Source organism: Candidatus Berkiella aquae, assembly GCF_001431295.2.
In the GTDB taxonomy this organism is placed as follows: domain Bacteria; phylum Pseudomonadota; class Gammaproteobacteria; order Berkiellales; family Berkiellaceae; genus Berkiella; species Berkiella aquae.
Genome location: NZ_LKAJ02000001.1, coordinates 2,209,310 through 2,236,127 on the forward strand (window position 1 = coordinate 2,209,310; position 26,818 = coordinate 2,236,127).

The window sequence follows — 26,818 nt, forward strand, 5'->3', positions numbered from 1 at the left end:
AAGTATGAACTATTGAAGCCTTATCCTTGGATCAACAAAAGTATATGAAATATCCGTTAATATCAGTCCGATAACATATAATAGAGAGCCTAAAAACACCATTGAGCGCACAATGGCAAAGTCCTGTTGTTGTATCGCATCGATGGTATAGCTTCCTAAACCGGGGATCCCAAAAAAGGATTCCATCAGCAAACTCCCCATAAACAGCAAAGGTAATATCGCTACAACCCCAGTTAAAATTGGAATCATCGCATTCTTCAGAACGTGCTTGAATAAAACGACAGATTCACTGACCCCTTTGGCACGTGCCGTTCTGACATAATCCTTATTCACTTCTTCAATAAATAAGGTCCGATACCATCTCGCACCTGCACCAATACCACCTATGACTCCGATGAATATGGGCAAAATAATAAATTTCCATAACTGCCATCCAGGCTCGTAGCCTGAAATGGGCACTAACTTTAAAATGGTTGCAAAAAGATACTGTCCACCAATAATGTAAAATAACCCTGAAATTGACATCATCATGACACATATCACAATTCCTGCCGTATCAAGATAACTATTTTTATAAAAAACCATCAACAGTGAAATAATGATGTTAACCATTAATCCAAGAATAAGAGTAGGCACCGCAATAGCTAAGCTCGGCCACATTCTTTGAAAGACGTCATAACCGATGTCACGACCCGCATCAGAATAATCAAATTGCAGTACAAATAATTTAATCGATTTTTGAAAGAAAATAGTGTCGGTTAATTTTTCAGTACCTTCTTTTGCTTCATTAAAAAATAAAGGCTTATCATAACCATGTTGTTCCTTCCAAGCATCAACGCTAGCCTTAGTCACATGCTTTTGCCCAAGATGTACTCTTGCCATATCATCAGGCGTATTCACAACGAAAAATAAACCAAACGTTAATAAATTAACCCCAATTAAGATTGGAATCATATAGAGAATACGTCGTAAAATATATCCAAACATAAGTTATGGCTGATCCCTCTTGCTTTCTTCCAACACTAAAGGACGATGTGTCTTTTTCCAATAAATAAAAGCAGCTGGCATACAAAGTAACAATAAGATAATCAATGAAATGGATAATGGCCAAACAATAGGATGATTCCAGGCTTGGCGATATTGATCGCGCATCGTTGAATCAATCGAAATGTATTTTAAACTATACCTAGCTATACCATTGGGTTTGGTTAAACCTACCCATTGATGGCGTAATGAGTATAATTTCGGGTGATAGCCCCCAAACCATGGCGCATCTTCTTGTAATATAGTCTCGAGTTTCGAAATAATTTCTTGACGCTCTATGGTGTTTGGCATTGTCTTCATTTTATTGAATAATTTATCGAATTCAGGATTAGCATAATTGGTGGTGTTTTCGCCTTCATATTTTACTCGACTATTTTGACTATCGAAGATAAATAAGAAGTTCTCTGGATCAGGATAGTCTGCTGCCCACCCCCAAGAAAATAATTGAAAATCTCCATTGCCGACTTTACTCTGAAAACGATTATATTGTGTTGCACGAACAATCAGTTCTATCCCTATTTTCTTGAATTGTTTGCGCAGCCATGACAATTGCGCCTGTGCTGTTGGACTACCTGATGACGCGACATCTAAGTATAAAATGAGTGGATTTTTTGTCTTGGGGTCGATGCCATTTGGATATCCTGCTTCAGCTAACAATTTTTTGGCAACTTTAATCGATTTTCTCTCAAAAGAATTATTAGCTGTGTCAATATCATACACTCGTTGATTCACACTTTTTAAATTCTCTTGATGACCAAAAATACCGGGAGGAACGACACTTTGTGCGATGACACCACTGCCGTTTAAGAAGATATTGACATATTCTTCCATATCCATTGCAATCGCAATGGCTTGTCTTAATTTCTTTTTCTTAACGGTATAACCACCTACCGTCTCATCAAGCATGTTAAAGCCCCAATAATAAAGAATAGGCAATACCGATGATGATAAACGAACCCCTTTTTGTGTTAATTCATCTGACAACGATACATTACTAAAAGAGGTTGATTGCAATGCTTGATCATAATTATCCGAGGTGACAGCAGATTGATCATAATAGCCTTGTAGGTACTTACTCCAAAACGGAATATTTTCTTTTTCTAAGATGAAAACAATTTTATCGAGGAAAGGTAAAGATTTACCTGCCTTTTTCAATAGACCATTTTGTTCATCATCACTTTCCCCTTCTGATGGGTAAACTTCACCATGAAAATTTGGATTCTTTTCTAAAACCATTTTTAGATTAGGGTTATTTTCAGTGAGAAGAAACGGGCCTGAACCAACAGGATACCAATCTAGCGATATATTTCTTTTTAGTAATGAATCTTGTGCATAAAATTGAATTGCTTCCCATGGCATGGGCACAAAGAATGGCATGGCAAGCCAATACTGAAATTGTGGGTATTTACCAATAATTTTAATTTCATATTGATAGCGATCGAGGGCTTTGACGCCTGAAATATCAAATTGCCGCAAATCAACATATTTGACTTCACCGTCTTTTATTTGGTGATCTTTAAAATAGGTTTGTAATTGTGTGGATAACTCTTTTAAACCAGCAATATGCGTTTCCATCAATCCTAAAATCGGACTATTCAAACTGGGATCGGCTAATCGTTTAATTTGATAAACATAATCATCAGCCGTCACCTCCCGAGTACCCACCTGTGCAAAGTCTTGCAAGGTATGCTTATTAGCCACTTGATGGGGTGTTAGATGATGATAAAGAAATTCTCCACTCGCATTTTTAGCAAAAGCAGGATGTGGTTGATATTGCATTCCCTTCTTAAGGGTTATGCGATAAACGCTATAAGCAACATTGGAATCATTTTCAGTAACGGGATTACCATTTTTATCTTGATAGGTTACTTCAGGCATTTCTTGCGCACTCAGCGTGGTGAGCTGATAGGGGCGCTTTAAATAATGATATTGTAAAGGAGGCTCATAGATTTGAAAGGTGAAAATAGCTTCTTCTGAGGTATAAGAGATAGCAGGATCAAGATGCTTAGGCCTTTCCGTAAAAGCGGTATAAAGCGTATTTTCATTTTGCTTTTCGTGGGTATAAGGATCGTTCCAAGCGGTATCGTTACAGCCATGTGCCACAAATAAGCTTGTTAACAAAAATAATTTGTACAACTTATATATTCGTACCATAATGCCTATCATCGTCCTTGATTGGCGTCTCTACATATCTCAGCATACCAGGTAAAATGCTCACATGACCTCTGGTTTCATTACTAAGGAAACAACATGGGATTTTTAGCAGGTAAGCGCATACTTATTATAGGTCTAATTAGTAATAAATCGATTGCAGCCGGTATTGCAACCGCCATGCAACGTGAAGGCGCTGAGTTAGCCTTTACCTACCAATCAGAACGTTTCCAAGATCGAATTAAAGAGCTGGCTGCAGAATGGCACTCAAAGCTCTGTATTCCATGCGATGTCGCAAGTGATGAAGAAATTGCTCATGCTTTTTCCACGCTGGGTGAGCATTGGGATCATATTGATGCGATTGTGCATTCCGTTGCTTATGCACCAGCCGACCAACTCAGTGGTCAATATCATGACGTCTTAACGCGTGAAGGCTTTAGAATTGCCCACGACATTAGTTCTTATAGCTTTGGTGCGATTGCAAAAGCAGCGCTCCCTTTTATGAAAGGCAAAGGATCATTGCTGACGCTCAGCTATTTAGGTGCGGAGCGAGCTATCCCTAGCTATAACGTGATGGGTCTTGCTAAAGCAAGTTTAGAAGCTAACGTTCGCTATTTAGCAGCGAGTATGGGCCCTATTGGTATACGCGTGAACGGTATTTCTGCAGGGCCTATCAAAACCCTTGCTGCAGCTGGGATCAAAGATTTCAAAAAGATGCTGACTCACAACAAAGAAGTAAGTCCACTTAGAAAAAATGTGGATGCGCTTGAAGTAGGAAATGCAGCCGCATTTCTTTGCTCTGATCTTGCTTCAGGGATCACGGGTGAAATTTTACATGTTGATGCAGGTTTTCATATTGCTGCAATGCCGGAGTTTGGGGAATAGGAAAATCCCTCTGCCCTACGGGTTTCTCCCTTTTACAAAGGGAGATAGTTTGTCGCTTTGCGACGATGAGCGAAGCGAATCAATCGCCCACTTTGTAAAAGGGGGCAGCTTGTTGCAAAACAAGCTGGGGGATTTTAAAGCCTACTTTATCTTCACCTTTGCTTCTTTATAAACATAGCTTGCATACAAGGCAAACTCGAGTTCACCCATATGTTTAGAAAGTTGCGCTTGATAGGTTTCTTTTTCTTCTTCAGACAGTGACGATGGCTCACCATCTTTAACGGCGGTTACCCACACGAGCGCATAATCCCCGTTAGGTAATGGAACGGCTTTTATTGAACGTTCTTTTTCACTGTTACGTGGCAAAGTAAAGGCAGCTTGAACAATAGGCTGATGTTGCGTGTCTTTAACATTACGTTTTACATCCTGCTTCTCTTGCCATACGAGATCACCCATGATGGAAGACATTTGTCCTTCATCGGCTTTTTTCAGATCGGCTAATAGCTTTTCTGCTTTCTCTTTTACTTTCTCATCACTCTCTTTGGCAATTAAAAGTGCTTTGATTGATGCTTTGCTATCTTCCAGCGATTTTTGCTTAGCCGGTGTATACGAAGCAGCACGAACAACAATATAGTTTTGATCATCCACCTTGATCAGATCACTATTATTTTTGTTTTCTTTAACATTAGCACTCCAAGCTGCTGTAAACACTTGTGGGTTTTGCAGTAACGTTTCTTTAGGGCCCTGTGCTTTAGTAAATTCTTCTGTCTTTTGAATAGGCAACTTCAACTTATCATTGGCTTGTGCAAGTGAATCAGGATAGTCATATGCCAAGCCATTTAATTCATCTGCTAGATTAATAAATTGCTCTTCTGCTGCTTGTCGTTTGTATTGAGCAATCACTTCTTTTTTAACATCGGCAAAAGGCTTTAGCTTTTCATCCTTTCTCTCTAGAAGTTTGATGATATGAATACCATATTGTGTCTTTAATGGTTCACTCACTTGACCCGTTTTATCCAAAGCAAAAGCCGCTTTTTCAAAGTCGGGGAACATTTCACCAGGTGTTAGCCATGCTAAATCACCACCCACTTTAGCGCTTTCTTTATCATCTGAAAATTCTTTGGCTAAGGTTTCGAAAGATTCTCCCGCCTTTAAGCGCTTTTGAATCTCTTCAACTTTAGTGTTTGCTTCTTTGGTTGCTTTCTCATCGGCATCTTTTGGTAAGGAAATGAGAATATGTGCGATATGAACAGAAGCAGGTTCACTAAAATGAGCTGCATTATCTTGATAATACTGCTGCAACTCTTCATCGGTCGGTTGGATTTTATCGACCAAGTTTGCTAATGAGAGATGTATGTATTCCAAAGCAAGTGTTTCGTCTGTCATAAACTCGCTTAAGTGATTGTCGTAATATTGTTTAATCGCTTCATCGCTCACTTGAGCTGCGTTGACAAAAGGCTCTCTCGCAATCGTCACAAAACGAAAATCTCTCGTTTGGTACATGAATTTAGCTAAATCTTGAATATCGTTTGCTAACACGAAAGAAGAAGGAATAATGGATTGCTGTAATTGTTCACGAACTAATGCATCTTGCAGCAATTTTCTGAACTCGGTATCTGTAAAATGATTTTTATTCAAAAACTGAACATACGCTTCTTGTGAAAATTGATCGTCGACTTGCAAAAAGGGTAAGCCACCTAAAGTCGCAAATACGCGCTGTGGGCTTACAGACATTCCCATTTTTTCAGTCGCTTCTAAAAGCGCTTTTTGTTGAATGAGAGAATCAAGCAGTTCTTTTTTAACTTCATTGGAATCAACGTTACGAAGCTGGGATCCTGTTTGCTGCATAAAACGCTGGTAAACGCCTTCTAATTCGCCACCAAGGATCTTTTGGCCATTTACGGTAGCAACGACTTGACTTGCACCGGTGCCTCGATCAAAGACACTTCCAGCACCATAGAGGACAAAAGTTAAACCAACAAGACCAACGATAACCCAGGCAATCCAGCCTTGCGCCTTGTCCCGCAGAACCTGCATCATGATTTGTATCCCTCAAATTAAGGCGCGCTTTTAAAGAAGTGGCGGAGCGGACGGGACTCGAACCCGCGACCTCCGGCGTGACAGGCCAGCATTCTAACCAACTGAACTACCGCTCCGCATTTTTTTGGTGGGTGCTGAGGGGCTCGAACCCCCGACCCTCGCCTTGTAAGGGCGACGCTCTACCAACTGAGCTAAGCACCCAAAAACTATTCGCGCTATCGCTTTTTAGAGTTGCTCTTCTTCAAGAACAACGGTGCCGGAGTTTACAGCATCTTTAAGCGCTTTACCAGCCTTAAATACAGGAACATTTGCTGCTTCAATATTAATGGGCTCTCCGGTCTTAGGATTACGGCCTACGCGCGCTGCACGTGACTTAACAGAAAACGTACCAAAACCCAATAAAGAAACACCTTTACCACCACGTAATGCGGCAGTAATGGATTCTAAAACGGTATTGAACGCTTTAGTTGCAGCGGTTTTAGAAATTTCAGCTTGTTCAGCAACAAGCTCGATAATATCCGTTTTGTTAACTGGTACTTTACTCACAGGATTACCTCCTTGATGAATCGTTAAATATAGTTACCAAACAAAAATACTGACAGCGTCATACTTAGCGCCGCCAATAGTCAAAAATTCAGTAACGGCAAATTATCACGCTACCGGTAGATGCACAAGGTTTTGCTAAAAATATAAAAATTGATTTTGGAATCCAGCTTTAGATTTTGAAACAGTTAGGGTTCAGGTTGATGGATTGAGTACCCTCTGCGCGAGCACAAGAGGCAAGGAGCGTTTAAAAAGCTTGATTGGTAGATTGGGTATGGGCGAGGCTCTGGCACTCGCCCAGGTAATCATGCGTATCTGCTAATGATGAAACAGATCCGATGATGAATTATCTTCCTTTCCCGCGTCTTCCTTTTTTGCCTCCGCTTTCGGTTCTTCGATTAACGGTTGCGGAACACGTGCTAAAGCGAGTTGGAATACTTCATCGATCCATTTTACACAATGAATTTTCAGATCTTCCAAAATGTTAGAAGGAATTTCTTTTAGATCGCGACGGTTTTCTTCAGGAATAATCACTTCTGCAATACCTGCACGGCGTGCCGCCAATAGCTTTTCTTTCAAGCCACCAATCGGCAATACTTCACCACGCAAGGTGATCTCGCCCGTCATTGCCACGTCTGCTCTCACTGAAATGCCGGTTAGCACCGACACCAATGCGGTACACATCCCAATCCCGGCACTTGGGCCATCTTTGGGAGTTGCACCTTCTGGCACGTGGATATGAATATCCAATTTTTCATAGAAATCAGGAGAAATTCCCAATGCTTTTGCACGACTACGTACAACGGACATTGCTGCTTGAATCGATTCTTGCATCACTTCGCCCAGTTTCCCAGTCGAGGTGGTTTTCCCTTTACCAGGAACCGCAATCGCTTCAATCGTCAGAATATCACCACCGACTTCCGTCCAAGCAAGACCTGTTACCTGCCCTACCTGATCGTGCTCTTCAGCTAAACCAAAACGATAGCGTTTAACACCTAAATAATTTTCGATGTTCTCTTCATCAATGACTACCGTTTTTAATTCTTTGTTCATCAAAATTTCTTTCACGACTTTTCTAGCAATTTTAGAAAATTCACGTTCCAGATTTCTGACGCCCGCTTCTCGGGTGTAATAACGAATGACATTTAATATCCCTTTGCGATCGATCACTAATTCATCGCTTGATAATCCATTGTCATGCATTTGCTTAGGAATGAGATATTTTTCCGCAATATGCATTTTCTCATCTTCGGTATACCCCGGAAGACGAATGACTTCCATTCTATCTAGCAAAGGAGGCGGAATATTTAATGAATTCGCTGTTGCAACAAACATGACATCGGACAAATCATAATCAACTTCAAGATAGTGATCGTTAAAAGTATTGTTTTGTTCAGGATCTAATACTTCTAGCAATGCAGCTGCTGGATCTCCTCGGAAATCCATGGCCATCTTATCAATTTCATCTAATAAGAAGAGTGGATTACGAACAGAGGTTTTCGCGAGTTTTTGTAAAATTTTGCCTGGCATTGCTCCAATGTAAGTACGTCTGTGACCACGAATTTCAGCTTCATCTCGCACGCCACCTAATGACATTCTAACGAAGGTTCGACCCGTTGCTCTGGCGATGGACTTACCTAACGATGTTTTACCCACACCAGGAGGACCAACCAGACACAAAATAGGCCCTTTGAGCTTTTTAACGCGTTTTTGTACCGCTAAATATTCAACGATACGTTCTTTAACTTTTTCTAAACCGTAATGATCTTCTTCTAATACATCTTCTGCGACCTGTAAGTCGATTTTTAACTTCGACCGATTTTTCCAGGGTACTTGTATCATCCAATCAATATAGTTTCGACATACCGTTGCCTCAGCTGACATCGGAGCCATCATTTTTAATTTTTTCAGCTCAGCCATGGCTTTACCATAGGCTTCTTTAGACATGCCTGCTTTTTCAATTTTCTCTTTTAATTCTTCGTGTTCACTTGCTTCATGGCCAAGCTCTTCTTGAATGGCTTTCATTTGCTCATTCAAATAATACTCTCTTTGGCTTTTTTCCATTTGGCGTTTAACATTAGAACGGATACGTTGTTCAACTTGTAATAAGTCGATTTCTGATTCCATCAACGCCATCAGACGTTCTAATCGCTCACGCAATGAAACAATTTCCAAGACATTTTGTTTTTCTTGGATCTTAAGTGACATGTGTGCGGCAATCGTGTCAGCTAATCGGCCAGGCTCATCAATACTAGCAACGGAAGTGACAATTTCAGGTGGAATTTTTTTATTCAATTTGACGTATTTTTCAAATTGACTCATTAATGTTCGAACTAAGATGTCAGCTTCTTCTTCTCGTAACTGACCATCTTCAACATACTCAACTTTGCCTAAAAAGAATGGCTCCGTTTGTACGTATTCGGTAACTCGACCACGACGAATACCTTCAACCAGTACCTTTACTGTACCATCAGGTAATTTGAGTAATTGTAAGATGGTAGAAACGGCACCTAAAGAATAAATATCTTTTTCTGAAGGGTTATCTTCGGTGGCTTCTCTTTGAGCGACCAATAGAATTTGTTTGTCGTTCGTCGACATTGCAGCATCGAGTGCTTTAATGGATTTGTCTCGCCCTACAAAGAGCGGAATCACCATGTGTGGATAAACCACCACATCTCGAAGTGGTAACACCGGAATTTCGGTTGTGTGAACTTGCTCCATGGCGATTTCCTCTTTGTCTATAAGCTACGACTCTCTTTTATCTTGAGCAAGCAGTGGCTTCTCAACGTTCTCATACATCAATAGTGGACCTGATTCACCATTGATAAAGCCTTCATCGATAACAACTTTGCTCACGCCTTCCATGGAAGGTAAATCATACATGGTGTCTAATAACGCTTGTTCAAGGATTGAACGCAAGCCTCTCGCACCGGTTTTTCTTTCAAGCGCTTTTCGAGCCACGGCTCTTAATGCTTCTTTACGGAATTCTAAAGCAACACTTTCCATTTCGAATAAGCGACCATATTGCTTCGTTAATGCATTCTTAGGTTCAGTTAAAATGCTTACCAATGCATCTTCATCAAGTTCTTCAAGCGTTGCAACAACTGGCAATCGGCCCACAAACTCAGGAATGAGACCATATTTGATCAAATCTTCTGGTTCAACTTTCGCTAATGACTCTGATAATGCTTTGGTATCTTTCTTGCTTCTCACTTGCGCAACAAAGCCAATGCTTCCTTTATCGGAACGCTCTGCAATAATTTTTTCAAGTCCTGCAAAAGCACCACCGCAAATAAAGAGAATATTGGTTGTATCCACTTGTAAGAATTCTTGTTGTGGGTGTTTACGTCCGCCTTGTGGAGGAACAGAGGCAACGGTACCTTCTATTAATTTCAATAAGGCTTGTTGAACGCCCTCACCTGATACATCTCGTGTGATAGACAAGTTTTCTGATTTTTTAGAAATTTTGTCAATTTCATCGATGTAGACAATACCCGTTTGCGCTTTCTCTACGTCGTAATCACATTTTTGCAGCAATTTTTGAATAATATTTTCGACGTCTTCGCCAACATAACCCGCTTCGGTCAATGTGGTTGCATCCGCAATCGTGAAAGGAACATCCAATAAACGCGCTAAGGTTTCAGCAAGTAATGTTTTACCTGAACCGGTTGGTCCAACCAATAAGATATTGCTTTTGCCTAATTCAACTTCTTCGCTTTTAACATTACTTTGTAAGCGTTTGTAGTGATTGTAAACGGCAACAGAAAGAATGCGTTTTGCTTTCGCCTGGCCAACCACATAATCATCTAGAATGGCATGAATTTCACGCGGTGTTGGTAATTGAGACGATTGTGTTGGTGAGCTACTTTCTTCAATCTCTTCACGGATAATATCATTGCAAAGCTCAACACACTCATCGCAAATGAATACGGACGGGCCCGCAATTAATTTGCGTACTTCATGCTGGCTCTTGCCACAAAAGGAGCAGTACAACAATTTCCCGTTATCTTCGCCACGACCACTTTGACTCATTTGGCCCATACCTCATATTTAATACCGTACTCTGAATATTCTATATGGGGATACCCTACCAGTATTTCAACCCATGCCAAATAACAATTGACACAAAAAGGCGTAATACCCCCAATTTGGCCTTCAGCCCTTAGAAAAGTGACCCCATCCTTTATGTCTATCTCTTTTCGATTACAGAATCAATTAAACCATAGGTTACAGCTTCATGAGCATCCATAAAATTATCTCTATCGGTATCTCGTGCAACTGCCTCATATGGCTGTCCGGTATGTTTAGCCAGAATTTCATTAAGACGTTGTTTGCTCTTAATGATTTCCTTTGCCTGGATTTCGATATCACTGGCTTGCCCTTGAGCACCACCATGTGGTTGGTGAATCATAATCCGGGAGTTAGGCAATGCATGCCTTTTACCCTTAGCGCCCCCAGCCAACACGATAGCGCCAAAGCTTGCAGCCATACCAACACAAATGGTGCTGACGTCTGGCTTAATAAACTGCATTGTGTCATATATCGCATTCCCAGCATAAACGGATCCGCCTGGGGAATTAACGTAAATGTAGATATCCTTATCAGGATTTTCAGATTCAAGAAACAATAGCTGCGCTACAACCAGGTTAGCCATGTAATCTTCAATCGGTCCTACTAGAAAGATAACTCGCTCTTTTAATAAGCGAGAATAAATATCATAGGCTCTTTCACCACGCGCTGATTGTTCGATCACAATTGGCACGCTTAAGTTATATAATCTGTTATCGGTCATCGCTATCTCCCCTTGATTGATAACTCATCCGTGTATAATCTTCCCGCGCTCCCTACATAGGGAACTACGCACAATAGGGGTTAATGGCCACAGTCTCTTACAGTGGTCGTGTATACTCTTCGAGTTTATACACGACTACTGCTTGAATACTTGCCATCTAACCTAAATAAAATTAGTTTGAGTATCGCTTGCTTATGACTCAGAGTCATTTGCATTCATTACTTCATCGAAGGTGACATTTTTATCTTCAACCTTCACCTCAGCTAGAATGGCATCAACTGCTTGTTCCAACAAGACCATTCTTTCAATGCCGTAGAGTAGCTCATTGCTCTTGTAGTAAGCTTCTACTATCTCAGATGGCTTAGAAAATCTTGAAGCAATTTTTTCGATCTGCGCGCGAACACGTTTACCGTCAGCTGATAAGTTGAATTTCTTAATAACTTCATTTAAGAGTAATCCAAGTTCAACGCGTTTTTTAGCGGTATCTTCTAATTCAGCTGCAGGAACTTCTCGTTTAGAACGAGCTGCTTCACGATTCACCGCTTCTTTTTCTTGCTCAATCAATGCTTGAGGCAATTCAATTGGATTGGCTTCCAATAATTTCTCTAAAACGGTTTCTTTAATCTCATCCTGCAATGCAGCCGTTAATTCTTCTTGCATACGCTCTTTAACTGTTGCATTAAGTGCGTCTTTATCGTCTTTGGCTATCGATAATTTTTCAGCAAGATCTTCGATGCTTAATGTTTCTTTTTCTTCAATCTCATGAATCGTTACCCAAAGAGTGACCTCTTTGCCTGCCGCAGCAGTATCAGCCCATTCAGTAGGATAGCGTAATTGTGCTTCAATCTGCTCACCTTTCGCTTTGCCAACCAGGGCTTCGCTTAATCCAGGTAATACGCCTTTATCGTCTACAATCATTTGAACATGGGATTGTTCTTCACGTGTTGCACCGTCTTCTTTCAAGATACGAGCAAAATCAACGGTCAACTTGTCGCCAGTTTTTACATTACGTTCCACAGCATGCCAATTAGCAAACTGATCACGTAATTTTTCAATCATATTTTTCACATCATTGTCTGTGATTTCTGCAGCACGTTTTTCAACAGAGATTTGGGCAAAATCAGCCAAATTGATTTCTGGATAAACTTCAAAGCTAGCAGTGAATTCAAGATTTTTACCCACGGTATCGGTGATCTCATCAATACGAGGCGTACCTGCTGGTTGCAATTGTTTCTCTTTAACCACATCGCCTAATGATTGACGAATGACGTCATTGATAACTTCCATGCGAACCGATTTACCAAATTTTTCATTCAAAACATGGGCTGGTACTTTACCGGGACGAAATCCTTTTAAACGGACTTCTTTGGCAAGCTTAGCCATCTTCGTTTTGATTTGTTCGCTGATCTCTGCGTCAGGAACACTTACCTTTACACGGCGCCCTAATGTGCTGGTGTTCTCTAATGACACATCCATGGAAATCCCCTCACTCTAAAATGACGTATTAAAAATTGCTATAAACCATGCCGCGTGGATCGCAAGACATGGTGCGAAGGGAGAGACTCGAACTCTCACGGGTTTCCCCACTGGAACCTAAATCCAGCGCGTCTACCAATTCCGCCACATTCGCCTTATAGCCTTTGAAAGAATTGCATTACCTTTTTTGGTGGGCCGTGTAGGGATCGAACCTACGACCCGCTGATTAAGAGTCAGCTGCTCTACCAACTGAGCTAACGGCCCCATAGACACTTTACGCTTAGGTAACCGTACCGCAAAGTGGCAATGGCTTAAACTGGGGTGAATGATGGGGTTCGAACCCACGACAACCGGTACCACAAACCGGGGCTCTACCAACTGAGCTACATCCACCATAATTCTTTTTATCACATCTACCAGGCTACCATAACTTATGGCGCGCTTGGCAGGATTCGAACCTGCTACCCTCGGCTTAGAAGGCCGATGCTCTATCCGAATGAGCTACAAGCGCTTTTATCCTGCAATAGTGGTCGGGGTAGAGGGATTTGAACCCCCGACATCCTGCTCCCAAAGCAGGCGCGCTACCAGACTGCGCTATACCCCGTTCGACTGTATGATAACAGATACGATAATTTTTTTAGAAGGCGCATGATACTCATTCCCCTGCTCATCGTCAAACAATGTGCAACAAACTGTTATACTTCGCCCTCTAAGTGATGCACCAATGTGAGTTGAACTAATGACTGCTAAAATAATCGATGGAAAGGCGATTGCCCAACTTGAACAAGAAAAAATTGCAGCGACAGTTGCGAAAATGCAAACCAATGGACAACGTCCACCTGGGCTTGCAGTTATCTTGGTAGGACAAGATCCTGCTTCACAACTCTATGTTGAACGCAAACGCCATGCTTGCCAAGCCGTTGGGTTTTATTCTGAGGCCTTTGATTTTCCAAGCGACATCAGTGCAGACGTTTTATTACAAAAAATTGATGAGCTAAATGCTTCTGAAAAAATCGATGGTATTTTAGTCCAACTGCCCTTACCTTCGCATATTCCCAGTGAGCAAGTTCTTGAAAGAATTGCGCCGCACAAAGATGTTGATGGTTTTCATGCTTATAACATGGGTAAATTAGTTCAAGGTCAACCTGGATTACGTCCTTGCACCCCGCATGGTGTGATGACCTTAATCGCTCATACAGGTATAGAATTGAATGGCTGCGAAGCCTGTATTGTTGGCGCATCTCGCATTGTCGGTCGCCCCATGGCCATTGAACTATTAAATGCTGGGGCAACCGTTACCATTTGTCATCGTTTTACCAAAGACTTACAAAGCCATTTAGCAACGGCTGATCTTGTGGTTGTTGGCATTGGTCAACCGCAATTTATTCAGGGAGAATGGATGAAAAAAGGAGCGGTTATTATCGATGTCGGCACTAATCGTCTGCCTAATGGTAAGCTCGTTGGTGATGTTGATTATGACAGTGCCAGCAAAATAGCAAGCTGGATCACCCCGGTTCCCGGTGGTGTGGGCCCAATGACGGTAGCAACCTTATTGAGCAATACGTTATTGGCAGCACAATTAGCGCAAAGGTAACTTTTGAAAACATCGTAGCCAGAGCCCTCTCTGGCTATTGCCTGCCGTAGAGACTCGCTTTGGCTTGATAAATTAAAATCATACTTAAAATCAAGTGTAGAAAGACAATAGGCCAAAGAAGTACCCCTGTGAAACCACCACTGTATCCAACATAGGCAAGATAGCCTGTGATAAGTACATTATAAATCAGCATACCAAGGAATTTTTTGTCGCACAGGTAGGTTATTCCAAAAGAAAAAAGCGCAATCCCAGCAATACGTGCAATGAGTATCACCACACCGCTAATGGCAACACCAAATAATAATGTACCCAGAAGTTGAGGCGCTATTAATAATATTAGGCCCGTTAGTATTTCAATAATGCCTGTTATTAATAGAATTTTTTTCATCTTAATTTGCTGCTCGCTTAAAAACTTGGGATTTTTTTATTACTCTATGAACCACATTTATTTTCAGTAAAGCATCATGTGTTTACCTCAATTAGATGCTATGTCGGCTAGATTAAAAAAGAATGCAGGGAAATTTGGAAACTGATATACCGCTCGTATTGGCGCTGAGAGATCTTCACGAAATGATGTCTCGTCTTTGCGAGCAAAAGACGCAAACAAAAGATGAAAGAAGCACTAAACAAAAACGTCTTTTGCGCGGCAATCCATCTTGAAATCTTTCTTACTGCACTCCGTTAGCAATCTCTTTAAGATGAATTGCTTCCCGCTACGCCAAGGGTTTGCCAGGCGAGTCGCTTACGCCATGATATTTTAGTGTTTTTTCAATCTCTTACAGATGGCTACGCTCGCAATGACATCTAAATTTTCTGTCTCTCAGGTATTGGCAGTGTCTACCTATCATCAAATTAATCAAACGCCAATGTTAATTCTTCATTCTCTTTAGAAAAATCAATAATGCGCTTATTGATTTGATACTGCATATCTGCTTTATCAATATGATTGCAATAAAACATCATAACCATTTCAAAGCCGGCAGGCTTCTCCTGGCGAATTTTAACAAAGTATTTTGGCTCAAATTTTTGCAACGTTTGTTCCGTGGTGGAAGAAGTTGTGGTTATCCCCAAATGCTTAGTTAAATAGGAATGCATTTCCTCCTTTAAAACCTCAAATAATTTCTCAATCATCTCAAGATTGCTTTTAGGTTTAAAAACCACATTCAGAGTGCACTCGGTAAATTTCTCATGAGAATAATTAGTCACTGGATTTCGCCCAACAAGACCATTGGGGATCTTAATCACTCTCCCTGTAGCACGATTAGGAAAATCAGGGCTTGCCTCGACTAATGTAAAATATAAAAATCCAATAGATTTCACATAGCCGCTATATTGAGAAATTTTAATATAATCGTCTTCACAAAATAACCCACGCCAGTTAATAATTAACCAACCAATTAAATTCAATAAATTATCTTTTTGGGTTAAAGTGATTGCCGCGGATAAAAAGCCAATAAACGCTAAAATCTGAACAAAGCCTTCAATCCAGATTTTAATGAAAAAAACCAAGTATAGAATAAAAAAGAAATACTTCAGTCGAATAAAATATTGGTTACGCGTTTTCAGTGATTTAACTTTGCGCGTTAAAAGGTACTTTGAAGATAGATAACCGCCAACCATAATGATGGCAAATAGTAAGGAATTGATAAGGTTAATCGAATAGGCGCTTATCACTTCTGTCATAGATACACTAACCTTAGTTATTTTACTAATTTATTAAAGTGTAACTACATAACCTCAAATACACCTAAACACTAGGAAAGCAGCTATATAGTTTGAAAAAGAACTTTATATGAGTTCTCAACGATTCTCAAGATAATTTGCAAAATATCCCTTAAGTAATTTTTGCTATAATTTCTATAAGGGATCATTAGCCCGATTTTAAAGGAAAAACTCATCAAATGAGTCATGATGCTCCCATAACAGGCCCCGATGAATTTAAGCTAAACGACTATCAACAGAATATAAAGCATCTTTCTGACGAAATCGTGAAGGCACAAGCTCCTATTCGAATTCTCGATGCTATCAAATGGGATATTTCCGTTAAAGAAAAGTTCTTTGCCAAAAAGTTTAAAGAACAACCTGAAGTTACCCAAGAATACTATCAAAAAAATGTTTCTTTAGATTGGTCAAAGCAACGTCAACTCTTTCATATCATTGAGCGAGAAATTACCAAAAAACTCGGTCAATTTAACCCTGTTGGCCAGATGATGCGACGCATTTGTTCTGAATACCTACGCGTTTTGCATATGCTCGAAGCCAGAGGAACCATGGAATTTTCTTTAATTTCTCAAGAACTCTATGGTTCTGCAAAAGATGTTTTCCATGTCGGCGATCCTACCCTTGCACAACTTGGCGTCATGATGGCAGATGCTCTAAGCCAGATAAATCAAAGTAATTTATTAGAAGAAGAAAAACGAGATATTAATGCAAATGATGCCATTAATATTCTACAAACAGAATTAGATAAATATTTCTCTGAAAAACAAGTTCGTGTCATGGTCAGTGATGGAATCATCGCTGATGCCGCTGCTGGGGCTGATTATATTAAAATTCGCAGTGATGCTAAATTCAACGAGCGTGATCTGAAAATTCTTGAGATCCATGAAGGGCTTGTCCACATCGGTACCACACTCAATGGTAAACGCCAGCCTATCTGTACCTTCTTAAGTAAAGGGCCTCCTTCTTCGACCGTCACGCAAGAAGGTTTAGCCATTCTAATGGAAATATTAAGCCTTGTTTCTTATCCTGCGCGTTTGAAAAAATTAGCGAATCGAATTCGAGCGGTTGAACTTGCTGAAGATGGCGCAACCTTTCTCGATATATTCGAATTCTTCCGAACCGAAGGTTACGATGAAGATAGCTGTTATGTATTAGCAGGGCGTGTTTTTCGGGGTAGCTTGCCAACGCTTGGCCCCTTTACCAAAGATTTATCTTATTGCAAAGGCTTTGTCTCTGTTTACAATTTTATCTTGCTTGCCGTACGCAAAGGCATGCTCGATAGGATCCCGATGTTATTCTGTGGTAAAACCAATTTAGAAGATATTCGTGATATCTCTCAATTAGTGGAAGAAGATATTATTGTCATGCCTAAGTTTCTTCCGCCACAAATCAAAGATCTGAATTCCATTGCAGCTTGGATGTGTTTTTCAAGCTTCTTGAACCAATTGAGCATGGATAAAATTGAAAGTGATTATGCTTATTTACTGAGTTAAGACTTGCACCCAAACACTACTTGCGTAACAACACTAGGTAGCGTCATTGCGAAGGTACGATAGTACCTGAAGCAATCTAGGAAATAGCACATCATCAATCAATATAGATTGCTTCGTCGCTACGCTCCTCGCAATGACGGTAGCAGTTTTGATTAGTCCATTTCTTCGTCGTTCAGATTATGCTCATGCATCATCGCGCTCTGATTATTCGTCGTAGGTGCTTGCGCATTACCGCCTAATAATACTTGATCAGCAGTACTCGTTGCATGGCTTTGCGTTGCTTGGGCTGCTTGTTCATTGGTTGTTGCTTTCGCTGGTTGTTGAGTTTCGGCATAACTTGCTGAAACAAATCCCAACGCCATCGTGATTACTGCGATTCTTAGGCACTTTTGCATAACAGTCTCCTCTGCATTAAAACAGGTAAAAACAAGCAAGAATATCCTGAAAGATATGCAGTTAAACAACTACCTTCTAAACAAAAATCTTATTTAAAAGTTTAGACGCCTAGACAATGGCCTACGAACAGGAACCGCCTTGGGCGATTTTAATCCCGGTTCTAGTTTTATTTCGATATCAGAATCTGAATCATCAATTGTCACCACCGTCGCAGGGCTTCTTATGCGTTTTGAAAAAATAACGGGCTGACCGCGAATAGGTGAAGGTGGGCAAACAGGCGCAGGAGTGTTCTCTGACTGCGTTGAAGGATTCGATTTATTATTCCCATTGCTATTCGCATTTTTATCAAAGAAGAAAAGCATATGAATCGTTTGAAAAAGACTCTTCAATGAAAGTAAATGGATTAGTTTCTGAAAACGTGTTTTTGGTCCTGCAATTTTGCCTTCATGTATTGCGGTTGCTTCATCAATATTAAAAGCTAGTCTACTAGAATTTAATACTACCCAAATGGAAGAAACGGCCATTAACATACTGGCTAAGACAGGATTTAAAATAAAACCAAAAAATGGATATAACAGTCCACTTGCCGCAATAATACCAAATAAATTATAAAACCCAGTCCATAATAAATTTTGACGAATATTACGCATGGTCTCTTTAGCAATAATAATCAACGTTGCCACATTCAGATTTTGCAGCGCAATATCTGCAGTTGCTGATGCATTCGTCCATGGCCCTAATGCAATACCGATATCGGCTTCATCAATCGGTTTTAAATCATTAAAACCATCTCCCACCATTGCGACGACTCGACCTTTGCGCTTTAAATCGATGATGAATTTCTTTTTCATATCAGAATTATGATTAGCGTAAACTTTGCGGATCCCAAGCTTATTGGCAACCGCTAATGCAGGTTTCTTCTCATCCCCTGTTAACATGAATACGTCAATATTCATCTTTTGCAAGTCTTCAATCGCCTTTTTAGCATCGTCTCGAATATCATGTTTCAAACCGTAAACTGCAACACATTTCTTATCGATACTGACATAAATGGAGGTCATACCTTCTTTGGCAAATTGTGATTCTTGATTTTTAAATTTTGTTGATACTTTTATATTTCGAGATTCAAGATGCGTTAAATTACCAACCAAGACTTCTTTATTGTTGACAGTACCTGAAACACCTTGTTCATCTTTCCTAATATTTCTTGAATCATAAACAGGTTGAATAGATTTTAAATTGACATTAGCTCTTTCAAACGCTTTTGCAATCGGATGATCGAAATTTCGCTCTAAACTAGCAACGTATTGCAAAATACTTCGTCGATTTAAGGTGGATTTATTTTCTTCAATGTAATAACTAGCAATGACAGGTGTTGTTAAGGTACCGGTTTTATCAAACACAACGGTATCGGTTTTGGCAGCCTCTTCAATTGCTGATGCGTTATGTACTAATATCCCTTTGTTTAATAATTTATAAATGCACGATGATATTGAAAACGGGGTGGCCAATCCCAGTGCACAAGGACAAGCACACAATAGGACTGACATTGCGCTTTTAACCATAAACGCTATCTGAGGGACGGGACCTAGTATGTACCACCCTAATGCAGTTAATGCTGATATGCTAACAATAGTTGGCACAAAGATAACGGCTAAACGATCAACTAATTTAGAAATAGAGGGTTTAGTCGTTGCTGATTTGGCAACATCTTCAAGCACACGTGATAAATGTCCTTCTCGACCTTTACAGGTTGCTCTAATATAAACCGTATTCTTCCTATTTAAACTACCACTAAAAACCTCATCCCCTTGTTTTTTATTACAACCTTTTGATTCTCCGGTCAGCGTTTCTTGGTTAACGAAGGTCTCAATGTTATTTAAAATGATCCCTTCTACTGGGAATCGTTGATTACGTTCAACTTGAATGATGTCACCTTCATTAATATCGTGAAAGTGAATTTCTTCAATTGGCATCGGATTATCAAAATTGAGTTCCTGCCCAGGTTCAAAACGGCAACGCTTAACATATTGGGGCTGAAGCTTTGTACTCACTTGCGCTAAATTTTGCGATTGGTCTTTTGAGCGTGCTTGTGCTTGAGCTCTTAAGCCCTTACCAAAATTAACAATAAATAAAATCATATTTACCGCTAAAAATTGATATTGTAACGCTGCAATAGGGAAAAACCCCGGCAGTAAAATAAGTATCATGGAATAAATCCAAGCACTTCCGGTGCCCAGCGCAATTAACGTGTTCATATTTGAAGAACGTTTTTTAACAAATTCATGCCATGCATCAGCATAGAATTCTTTACCCGTTTTCCACATGACACCTAAGGTCACACCACCGATTAACAATCCAATAAACTGACCTAAAAGTGTTACAGGTGGTGGAATAAATGAAGCAAGTAAAATCCAAGGCAACCCAACCGCTGCATTGATTAATGCCTTTTGATAAAACGACTTAGGACTATCACTGCGATCAAATTCGCTTTTTGGGGGGTCAATAGCAAGCACACTAAGATTATGATTAGGAATGGCTGCTTGAATATCTGTTTTGATTTGTCTGCTCAGTGCCTCTTCTTTTGCCGGTTCATTAGAAACAAATGTTGTAATAATGGCCGTATTTGTTGAGTAATTCACTTCGCATGATTTTACATAAGTGCCCTTAGCATTAAGCGCATCCGAAATCTGGGCTGCGTCTTTTGCTTCTTTTAACCCTTTAATAGCAAAATAAAATGTTTTTTCATTACGAAAAGTTAACCATTTTGCTTCGAATCCTGCATCATTAATGGCTTTAACAACCGTTTTTGGATCTGTACCTTCTTCAACCGTTACTCTGGCCCGATGCATCGCTAGATTAATATCAACTGTTCTAACGAATTTCTCTAATTCCAAGACATTTTTTATAGAATCGCTACATCCTGTACAAGTCATCCCTGCAATTTCAAAGTAATAGGTCACATTACTCATAATGTTGATTGCTCCAAGGATATTTTTATTTTTGATTATTGATTGTGCAGATCTATTTGACACTCATCGAATATTTGATTTTCATCTTTTTTAGCATGATCAGATCGTGTGCTTGCCGCTTTTTTGAGATATTCAGATTCATCTCCAGTAACATAAATACCGTCAAAAACAGCGCTTTCAAATTTTTCGATGGATTTGTTGCCTTCTCTGGCAGTAGAAACGAGTGCTTCTAAATCAATATAGATAAGTTTATCAGCACCGATGCTTTGTCTAATTTCTTCAAGAGAACGATCATGAGCGATTAATTCTTGTGCATTTGGCATATCAATACCATAAATATTAGGGTAGCGTATTTGAGGGGCAGCTGAGGCAAAATATACTTTACGTGCGCCCGCTTCTCTTGCCAATTGAATAATTTCTCTTGAGGTCGTCCCTCTAACAATGGAATCGTCAATTAATAATACATTTTTATTTTTAAATTCTAATTCAATCACACTTAATTTTTGTCGAACAGATTTTTTACGAATTTTTTGACCTGGCATAATAAAGGTGCGGCCAACATAACGATTCTTAACAAATCCTTCTCGATATTCGACATTCAATTGATGAGCCAAGGGAATGGCTGCATTTCTACTCGTTTCTGGGATAGGAATAACGACATCAATATCATCGATATTCCATTCTTTACGAATTTTATCAGCCAATTTTTTACCGATATTCATCCTAACTTTGTAAACTGAAATTTTATCGATAATAGAATCAGGTCTTGCAAAATAAACAAATTCAAACAAACATGGCGTTAATTTAGCATTAGCACTACAAGCTTGACGATGTACTGTACCATTTTTTTCAACAATAATGGCTTCGCCTGGCCCAACATCATCCACAATTGAAAATCCTTGCGAGGTCAGCGCAACACTTTCTGAAGCTACCATGATTTCAGTGCCTTGCGTTGTCTCGCGTTTACCATAAATTAAAGGTCTGATCCCGTGCGGATCACGAAAGGCAACCACACCAAAACCTGCAATCATGGCAATGACGGCATAACCACCTCGGCAACGCTTATGCAAATTACTGATTGCCGCAAAAATATCAGCGGGTGTTAATTTATCTTTGCAGATACTTTGCAGCTCATGAGCTAAAACATTTAAAATAACTTCAGAATCAGAGCCTGTATTGATATGTCTAAAATCTTCATTAAACAACTCTTCTTGAAGCTTTTGTGCGTTGGTTAAGTTACCATTATGCGCTAAAACAATACCAAACGGTGAATTTACATAAAAAGGCTGAGCTTCGGCTTCGCTTGCTGAACCTGCTGTTGGGTAACGCACATGCCCGATACCCATTTTGCCTCTCAAGCCATACATGTGCTTTGCGCGAAAGACATCTTGTACTAAGCCATTTGCCTTGCGCAAAGTAAATTTTTTATTTTCACAAGTGACCATTCCGGCCGCATCTTGACCACGATGTTGTAGCACGGTTAAAGCATCAAAGATCATCTGGTTGACGTCTGTTGTTGCTACAATTCCAACGATACCGCACATAAAACACCCCAACTAATTAAAATTTAACAACTAATCGTTCTTTTTCTCTATTTTTGTTTCTGGTTTTTTATTTGTTTTATTTGATTCAGATTTACCCGCTTTCTCAGAGTTCCCAGCTTTACCTGATTTGTCTGTTTTATCTGATTTAGTCACGTTATCTTCATCTGTAAATTTAAAGGCTTTTGCGTATTCTTCAGGTAACTGTTCTTTCAGCCATAGTGATAATACCTGGACTCGTGGAATAAAATAAGATGTTTGCCACCAAGATTCTTTGGGTAAAAAGGTCAACCCTCCGAGTAATACTAAAATGACGAGTAGCACCACACCCCGAAATAATCCAAAAATGGATCCTAGCACCCGATCGGCAACACTAAAAGGTGTTTTACGAACAAGCGTGCCTATAAAATAATTAAAAATAGCCCCAACAAAGACTACCCCAACAAATATCAATAAAAATGCACAAAGCAATCGAATAGACGGCGTTTTAGTAAACGTCATATGTTCAGCAAGTTGATTGGTAAACATGGATGCTAGGACAATCGCCACAATCCATGTTATTAAAGAAATTAATTCTTTAATAAACCCACGTACTATCCCAATCAAAATTGAAACCAGAATAAGACCTGAAATGATAATATCCGGTGTTCCAATCGTCATCGTTTCGCTCCTTGACTCAATAAACGCTTTATGAATAATATTGACTCAAACCATTTTGCTTCAAGCGCCTGGAAGCATATACCCACAACAGATGATTTCTCGGTTAGGCGGCGAGTGTTCGAGCAATAGGAGTGTACATAAAGTACATGACTATTGTGAGAATCACGAAGCCAACAACACCGATGATTCATCTGTGAAGGGTATATATTAATGGGGTTCATAACGTACCACTATCCCATCAATTTGAAATTTCATTCCCAACGTCGCACATAGTCTATCCGCATCATCTCTTCTGGCATGAGGTCCTACCATCACAACTGTTAAATCCATCCCATAACGATTAACATGGCGCGTAAAAGCCGGATACCCCGCTGCTTTCAATTTCTTTAATAGATTACTTGCATTACTGTGCTCTGCAAATGAGCCCATTTGTACAACCCAACCGCCTTTAGCAACATGCGCCGGTATCTTTGCTGGCTTTGATTTCACCACTTCTTTATGTTTTTCAACTTTAGGTGCTTCTGCGCGCTTCACTGGTTGTGCTAATTTTTCTTGCTCATGTTTTGCTTGCTCTTGAGCTTGTTGTACTTTTGCTTCTTCGAGCTTTCTTTGTTCTAGCTTGGCTTGCTCAAGTTTTGCTTGTTCTTTCGCTTGTTGTGCTTTTGCTTCTTCGAGCTTTTGTTGTTCTAGCTTGGCTTGTGTAATTTCCTCTTGACGTTTTTTGTCTTGCGCCAATTTCGTCATTTGTTCTTTTTGTGCTTGTTGTCGCTTTTCTTCCTCAAGCTTTGCTTGTTCTTGCTTTGCTTGTTCAATTTCAGCCTGACGGCGTTGTGCTTGTTCAAGCTTTTCTTGTTCCTGCTTTGCCTTCAGAGCTTCCGCTTGATGACGCTTATCTTCTTCAAGTTTTAATTGTTCAATTTTTGCTTGTTCACGTTGTTGCAAAGCTGCTTTTTCTTGTTCTGCTTTTAAGCTTTCAGCTTGTTTTTGCGCATTTTCATCTTGCGTTTTGATCTCGGGTCTATCGCTGATAGGTTGCTTATCATCATATACGACTGGCTTTTCACTAGAGGATTCCTTTAGCTTTGCTAAAATATCAGGCTTTTGATTTTTATCATTCTCGTTCTTTGCAACAGAAGCAGAAGGAGTCTCTTGCGTAACATTTGACTTTGGATTTTGTGTATTTTCAAGCAGCATAGGAACAAAAATCACTCCTAATGCAATGACCACGATAAGTCCAAAAAGCCTTTCTTTTAACTTACTCATGTTAATATCCCTAAACAAAGAATGTGAACATCAGCAAACAGATTCTGTTAAATCTGACGTAAGCAAACCATTTTGCAAAGTCATATCATCTTTTAACAAAATCCCAAGCACACTACTCACTGTATAAAATGATCCAAATACAATAATATGATCTCCTGGTATTGCCCGACTCATTGCCGCTTGAAATGCATCCAGTAAGGTATTGCAAACTGTTGCGTTCGTAACGCTGTTTGCTTTTAATAGCCCTGCTAATATTGATGGTTTAGCAGCTCGATTATTGTCTAATCCCCCCACAAACCAATCACTCACTCTCTCTAACATGGGTGAAATAATTTGCATTAAATCTTTGTCTTCTAAACTTGCCCAGACTGCCAATGCTTTTTTATGACCTAACTGTTGGTGCAATTTCTGTGCTAAACGAGCTGAAGATGCCGCATTATGTGCCACATCAAAAATAATAGAAACGCCTTTGTGTTTTAATGTTTGAAAGCGTCCTAACATCGTCATATCTTTAATACTATTTAGCTGTTCTTTCAGTTCAGGCAGCCTAATCATGTTTTTACTGAACACAGTATAGGCAGCGAATGCTAATGAAACACTATTTTCGGGTAAATTGAATGAGGGAATATTGATGGTTTTGTTATCAAACTGCCACGTTTCATTATTATCATCTATAAAATCAAAATCCTCACCTTCAATCCAAGCTGGATTTTGATGCTGCTCTATTGCAGCCAGCAAAGTATCAATTTTAGCTTCCTTACTTAAAATAACAGGGATCTCTTTTCGAAGAATGCCCGCTTTTTCACGCGCAATGGCCGAACGCGTCGTTCCTAAAAGCTGTTCATGATCCAGGCTAATCGAAGTGATGATTGCCATACTGGGTGCTATCACATTCACCGCATCCAAACGCCCACCTAAACCCACTTCTAAAATAATGACATCAAGCTTTGGAGAAGCAGCCTGAAAAACAGCAAAAGCAGCTAAAGTCGTGTATTCAAAAAAAGTTAAGCCTTGTCCCTTGGCGTATTCTTCAATTTTCTGAAAAGCATCACACAACGTGCTATCGGATACACATTGGCCGTTTAATTGAATTCTCTCGTTAAAATGTAATAGATGGGGAGAAGAATAAGTCCCCACCTTTAAACCCGCTGCTTGCAGCAAGGTAGCCAGCACGGCAACCGTAGAACCTTTTCCATTCGTTCCAGCAACCGTGATGACAGGACAAGTAAAATGAAGTATTTTCGCTTGGGTACCAATGGCCAAGACGCGATCTAAGCCTAAATCAATGACATGTTGTGGTCTTGAATGCTCAATGTAGGCCAACCAATTAGCCAAATCAGAGCCTTCTGCTATCACGTCGCTTTCTCGCTCTTCTTATGCTGCATCAGTTTCTCTAAAATGGCAGCTATCCGATCCCGTAGCTCCCGTCTGTCAATGATCATGTCAATGGCGCCTTTTTCCAGCAAAAATTCACTTCGTTGGAAACCTTCTGGCAGTGTTTGTCGCACGGTTTGTTCAATCACCCGAGGACCTGCAAAGCCAATTAATGCTTTGGGTTCTGCAATATTAATATCGCCCAACATGGCTAAACTTGCTGATACGCCCCCCATACAAGGATCGATCATCACGGAAATATAAGGCAATTTTGCTGCAGCCAATTTAGTTAATGCAGCACTGGTTTTAGCCATTTGCATTAACGAAAGCAACGATTCTTGCATTCGAGCTCCGCCACTGGTTGCAAAGCAAATCAATGGGACTCCCGCTTTCACCGCAGTCTCAACCGCTAACACGAAACGTTTACCAACAATCGTACCCATTGAGCCACCAATAAAGCTAAACTCAAATGCAGCCACCACTACTGGCATGTTATGTAAGGTACCACGCATGACAACGAGGGCATCTTTTTCACCCGTTTCTTTCTGCGCCGCACTAATTCTATCGCGATAGCGTTTTGTATCTTTAAATCTAAGTCTATCAACTGGCTCCATTTCTGAGCCAAGCTCATCACGGATCCCTTTATCCAGAAACTGGTCAATTCTTTTGCGAGCCCCGATTCGATTGTGATAGCTACACTTAGGACAAACATCAAAATTTCGCTCAAGCTCTGCCTTAAACAAAACCGCATTACAGGCTTGGCACTTTGTCCAAAGCCCTTCTGGAATAGATTTCTTTTTAACGGCACTGGACCGAATCTTGGCAGGAAGTAATTTTTGAAACCAACTCATAAAATTCGTTACCCTTAACCT

At 40.0% G+C, this 26,818-nt stretch carries 20 protein-coding genes and 7 tRNA genes; 3 read left to right on the forward strand and 24 right to left on the reverse strand.

Annotation, left to right across the window (positions count from 1 at the left end):
- Positions 1 to 9 precede the first annotated feature (9 nt).
- Both HT99x_RS09775 and HT99x_RS09780 read right to left on the reverse strand, forming a co-directional pair.
- Positions 10 to 987 (reverse strand): ABC transporter permease subunit, encoded by a 978-nt coding sequence (locus tag HT99x_RS09775; protein WP_075067122.1) that lies wholly within the window; start codon positions 985 to 987, stop codon positions 10 to 12.
- Positions 988 to 990: 3 nt separating this feature from the next.
- Positions 991 to 3,198, reverse strand: coding sequence for an ABC transporter substrate-binding protein (locus HT99x_RS09780; RefSeq protein ID WP_102134662.1), 2,208 nt, complete (start codon positions 3,196 to 3,198; stop codon positions 991 to 993).
- A 96-nt stretch (positions 3,199 to 3,294) separates the two neighbouring features.
- Here HT99x_RS09780 and HT99x_RS09785 point away from each other — a divergent pair, with 96 nt between their 5' ends.
- Positions 3,295 to 4,080, forward strand: coding sequence for an SDR family oxidoreductase (locus tag HT99x_RS09785; RefSeq protein ID WP_075067124.1), 786 nt, complete (start codon positions 3,295 to 3,297; stop codon positions 4,078 to 4,080).
- A gap of 141 nt (positions 4,081 to 4,221) precedes the next feature.
- On the opposite strand, the gene HT99x_RS09790 is transcribed toward HT99x_RS09785, so the two are convergent.
- The 13 genes from HT99x_RS09790 to HT99x_RS09850 form a co-directional block, all read right to left on the reverse strand.
- The gene (locus tag HT99x_RS09790; protein WP_075067125.1) at positions 4,222 to 6,120 is read right to left on the reverse strand and encodes a SurA N-terminal domain-containing protein; all 1,899 of its coding nucleotides are present in this window, start codon (positions 6,118 to 6,120) and stop codon (positions 4,222 to 4,224) included.
- Between the two features lie 39 nt (positions 6,121 to 6,159).
- Positions 6,160 to 6,236: transfer RNA gene (locus tag HT99x_RS09795), tRNA-Asp, on the reverse strand.
- 9 nt (positions 6,237 to 6,245) lie between these two features.
- Positions 6,246 to 6,321 (reverse strand) — tRNA-Val (locus HT99x_RS09800).
- 24 nt (positions 6,322 to 6,345) lie between these two features.
- A complete protein-coding gene (locus HT99x_RS09805) occupies positions 6,346 to 6,666 on the reverse strand; it encodes an HU family DNA-binding protein (protein ID WP_075067126.1) in 321 nt (106 codons plus the stop codon).
- 315 nt (positions 6,667 to 6,981) lie between these two features.
- Positions 6,982 to 9,384 carry an endopeptidase La gene (gene lon / locus HT99x_RS09810; RefSeq protein WP_075067127.1) on the reverse strand — a complete coding sequence of 801 codons (2,403 nt, stop codon included), beginning with the start codon at positions 9,382 to 9,384 and terminating at the stop codon, positions 6,982 to 6,984.
- Positions 9,385 to 9,408: 24 nt separating this feature from the next.
- On the reverse strand, positions 9,409 to 10,695 hold the full coding sequence (gene clpX / locus HT99x_RS09815; protein ID WP_075067154.1) for an ATP-dependent Clp protease ATP-binding subunit ClpX: 1,287 nt from the start codon (positions 10,693 to 10,695) through the stop codon (positions 9,409 to 9,411).
- A 157-nt stretch (positions 10,696 to 10,852) separates the two neighbouring features.
- Entirely contained in the window at positions 10,853 to 11,455 is a 603-nt protein-coding gene (gene clpP / locus HT99x_RS09820; RefSeq protein WP_075067128.1) for an ATP-dependent Clp endopeptidase proteolytic subunit ClpP, read from the reverse strand.
- Positions 11,456 to 11,647: 192 nt separating this feature from the next.
- A complete protein-coding gene (gene tig / locus HT99x_RS09825) occupies positions 11,648 to 12,931 on the reverse strand; it encodes a trigger factor (RefSeq protein WP_075067129.1) in 1,284 nt (427 codons plus the stop codon).
- A gap of 69 nt (positions 12,932 to 13,000) precedes the next feature.
- Positions 13,001 to 13,085, reverse strand: a tRNA-Leu gene (locus tag HT99x_RS09830).
- Between the two features lie 34 nt (positions 13,086 to 13,119).
- A tRNA-Lys gene (locus HT99x_RS09835) sits at positions 13,120 to 13,195 on the reverse strand.
- A 53-nt stretch (positions 13,196 to 13,248) separates the two neighbouring features.
- Positions 13,249 to 13,324: transfer RNA gene (locus HT99x_RS09840), tRNA-His, on the reverse strand.
- Positions 13,325 to 13,365: 41 nt separating this feature from the next.
- Positions 13,366 to 13,442: transfer RNA gene (locus tag HT99x_RS09845), tRNA-Arg, on the reverse strand.
- A gap of 16 nt (positions 13,443 to 13,458) precedes the next feature.
- Positions 13,459 to 13,535, reverse strand: a tRNA-Pro gene (locus HT99x_RS09850).
- 135 nt (positions 13,536 to 13,670) lie between these two features.
- Between HT99x_RS09850 and folD the strand changes: the two genes are divergently transcribed.
- Positions 13,671 to 14,525 (forward strand): bifunctional methylenetetrahydrofolate dehydrogenase/methenyltetrahydrofolate cyclohydrolase FolD, encoded by an 855-nt coding sequence (gene folD, locus HT99x_RS09855; protein ID WP_075067130.1) that lies wholly within the window; start codon positions 13,671 to 13,673, stop codon positions 14,523 to 14,525.
- Positions 14,526 to 14,559: 34 nt separating this feature from the next.
- Here the strand turns inward: folD and HT99x_RS09860 are convergent, their stop codons facing one another.
- Complete coding sequence (locus HT99x_RS09860; protein WP_075067131.1) at positions 14,560 to 14,913, reverse strand: hypothetical protein; 354 nt, start codon at positions 14,911 to 14,913, stop codon at positions 14,560 to 14,562.
- A gap of 464 nt (positions 14,914 to 15,377) precedes the next feature.
- A complete protein-coding gene (locus tag HT99x_RS09865) occupies positions 15,378 to 16,208 on the reverse strand; it encodes a mechanosensitive ion channel family protein (protein ID WP_075067132.1) in 831 nt (276 codons plus the stop codon).
- 218 nt (positions 16,209 to 16,426) lie between these two features.
- Here HT99x_RS09865 and HT99x_RS09870 point away from each other — a divergent pair, with 218 nt between their 5' ends.
- A complete protein-coding gene (locus tag HT99x_RS09870; protein WP_075067133.1) occupies positions 16,427 to 17,740 on the forward strand; it encodes a flavohemoglobin expression-modulating QEGLA motif protein in 1,314 nt (437 codons plus the stop codon).
- 152 nt (positions 17,741 to 17,892) lie between these two features.
- On the opposite strand, the gene HT99x_RS09875 is transcribed toward HT99x_RS09870, so the two are convergent.
- The 7 genes from HT99x_RS09875 to accD all read right to left on the reverse strand — a co-directional run bounded on the left by HT99x_RS09875 (position 17,893) and on the right by accD (position 26,797).
- Entirely contained in the window at positions 17,893 to 18,135 is a 243-nt protein-coding gene (locus HT99x_RS09875) for a hypothetical protein (protein WP_075067134.1), read from the reverse strand.
- Between the two features lie 93 nt (positions 18,136 to 18,228).
- Positions 18,229 to 21,108 (reverse strand): heavy metal translocating P-type ATPase, encoded by a 2,880-nt coding sequence (locus HT99x_RS09880; RefSeq protein ID WP_075067135.1) that lies wholly within the window; start codon positions 21,106 to 21,108, stop codon positions 18,229 to 18,231.
- A 35-nt stretch (positions 21,109 to 21,143) separates the two neighbouring features.
- The gene (gene purF / locus HT99x_RS09885; protein WP_075067136.1) at positions 21,144 to 22,652 is read right to left on the reverse strand and encodes an amidophosphoribosyltransferase; all 1,509 of its coding nucleotides are present in this window, start codon (positions 22,650 to 22,652) and stop codon (positions 21,144 to 21,146) included.
- 30 nt (positions 22,653 to 22,682) lie between these two features.
- Positions 22,683 to 23,309 (reverse strand): CvpA family protein, encoded by a 627-nt coding sequence (locus tag HT99x_RS09890; RefSeq protein ID WP_075067137.1) that lies wholly within the window; start codon positions 23,307 to 23,309, stop codon positions 22,683 to 22,685.
- A 207-nt stretch (positions 23,310 to 23,516) separates the two neighbouring features.
- Entirely contained in the window at positions 23,517 to 24,572 is a 1,056-nt protein-coding gene (locus HT99x_RS09895) for an SPOR domain-containing protein (protein WP_075067138.1), read from the reverse strand.
- Between the two features lie 30 nt (positions 24,573 to 24,602).
- Positions 24,603 to 25,928, reverse strand: a complete 1,326-nt coding sequence (locus tag HT99x_RS09900) for a glutamate ligase domain-containing protein (protein WP_075067139.1) — start codon at positions 25,926 to 25,928, stop codon at positions 24,603 to 24,605.
- The gene (gene accD / locus HT99x_RS09905) at positions 25,925 to 26,797 is read right to left on the reverse strand and encodes an acetyl-CoA carboxylase, carboxyltransferase subunit beta (RefSeq protein ID WP_075067140.1); all 873 of its coding nucleotides are present in this window, start codon (positions 26,795 to 26,797) and stop codon (positions 25,925 to 25,927) included. The genes HT99x_RS09900 and accD overlap by 4 nt, the downstream gene beginning before the upstream one ends.
- Positions 26,798 to 26,818 lie beyond the last annotated feature (21 nt).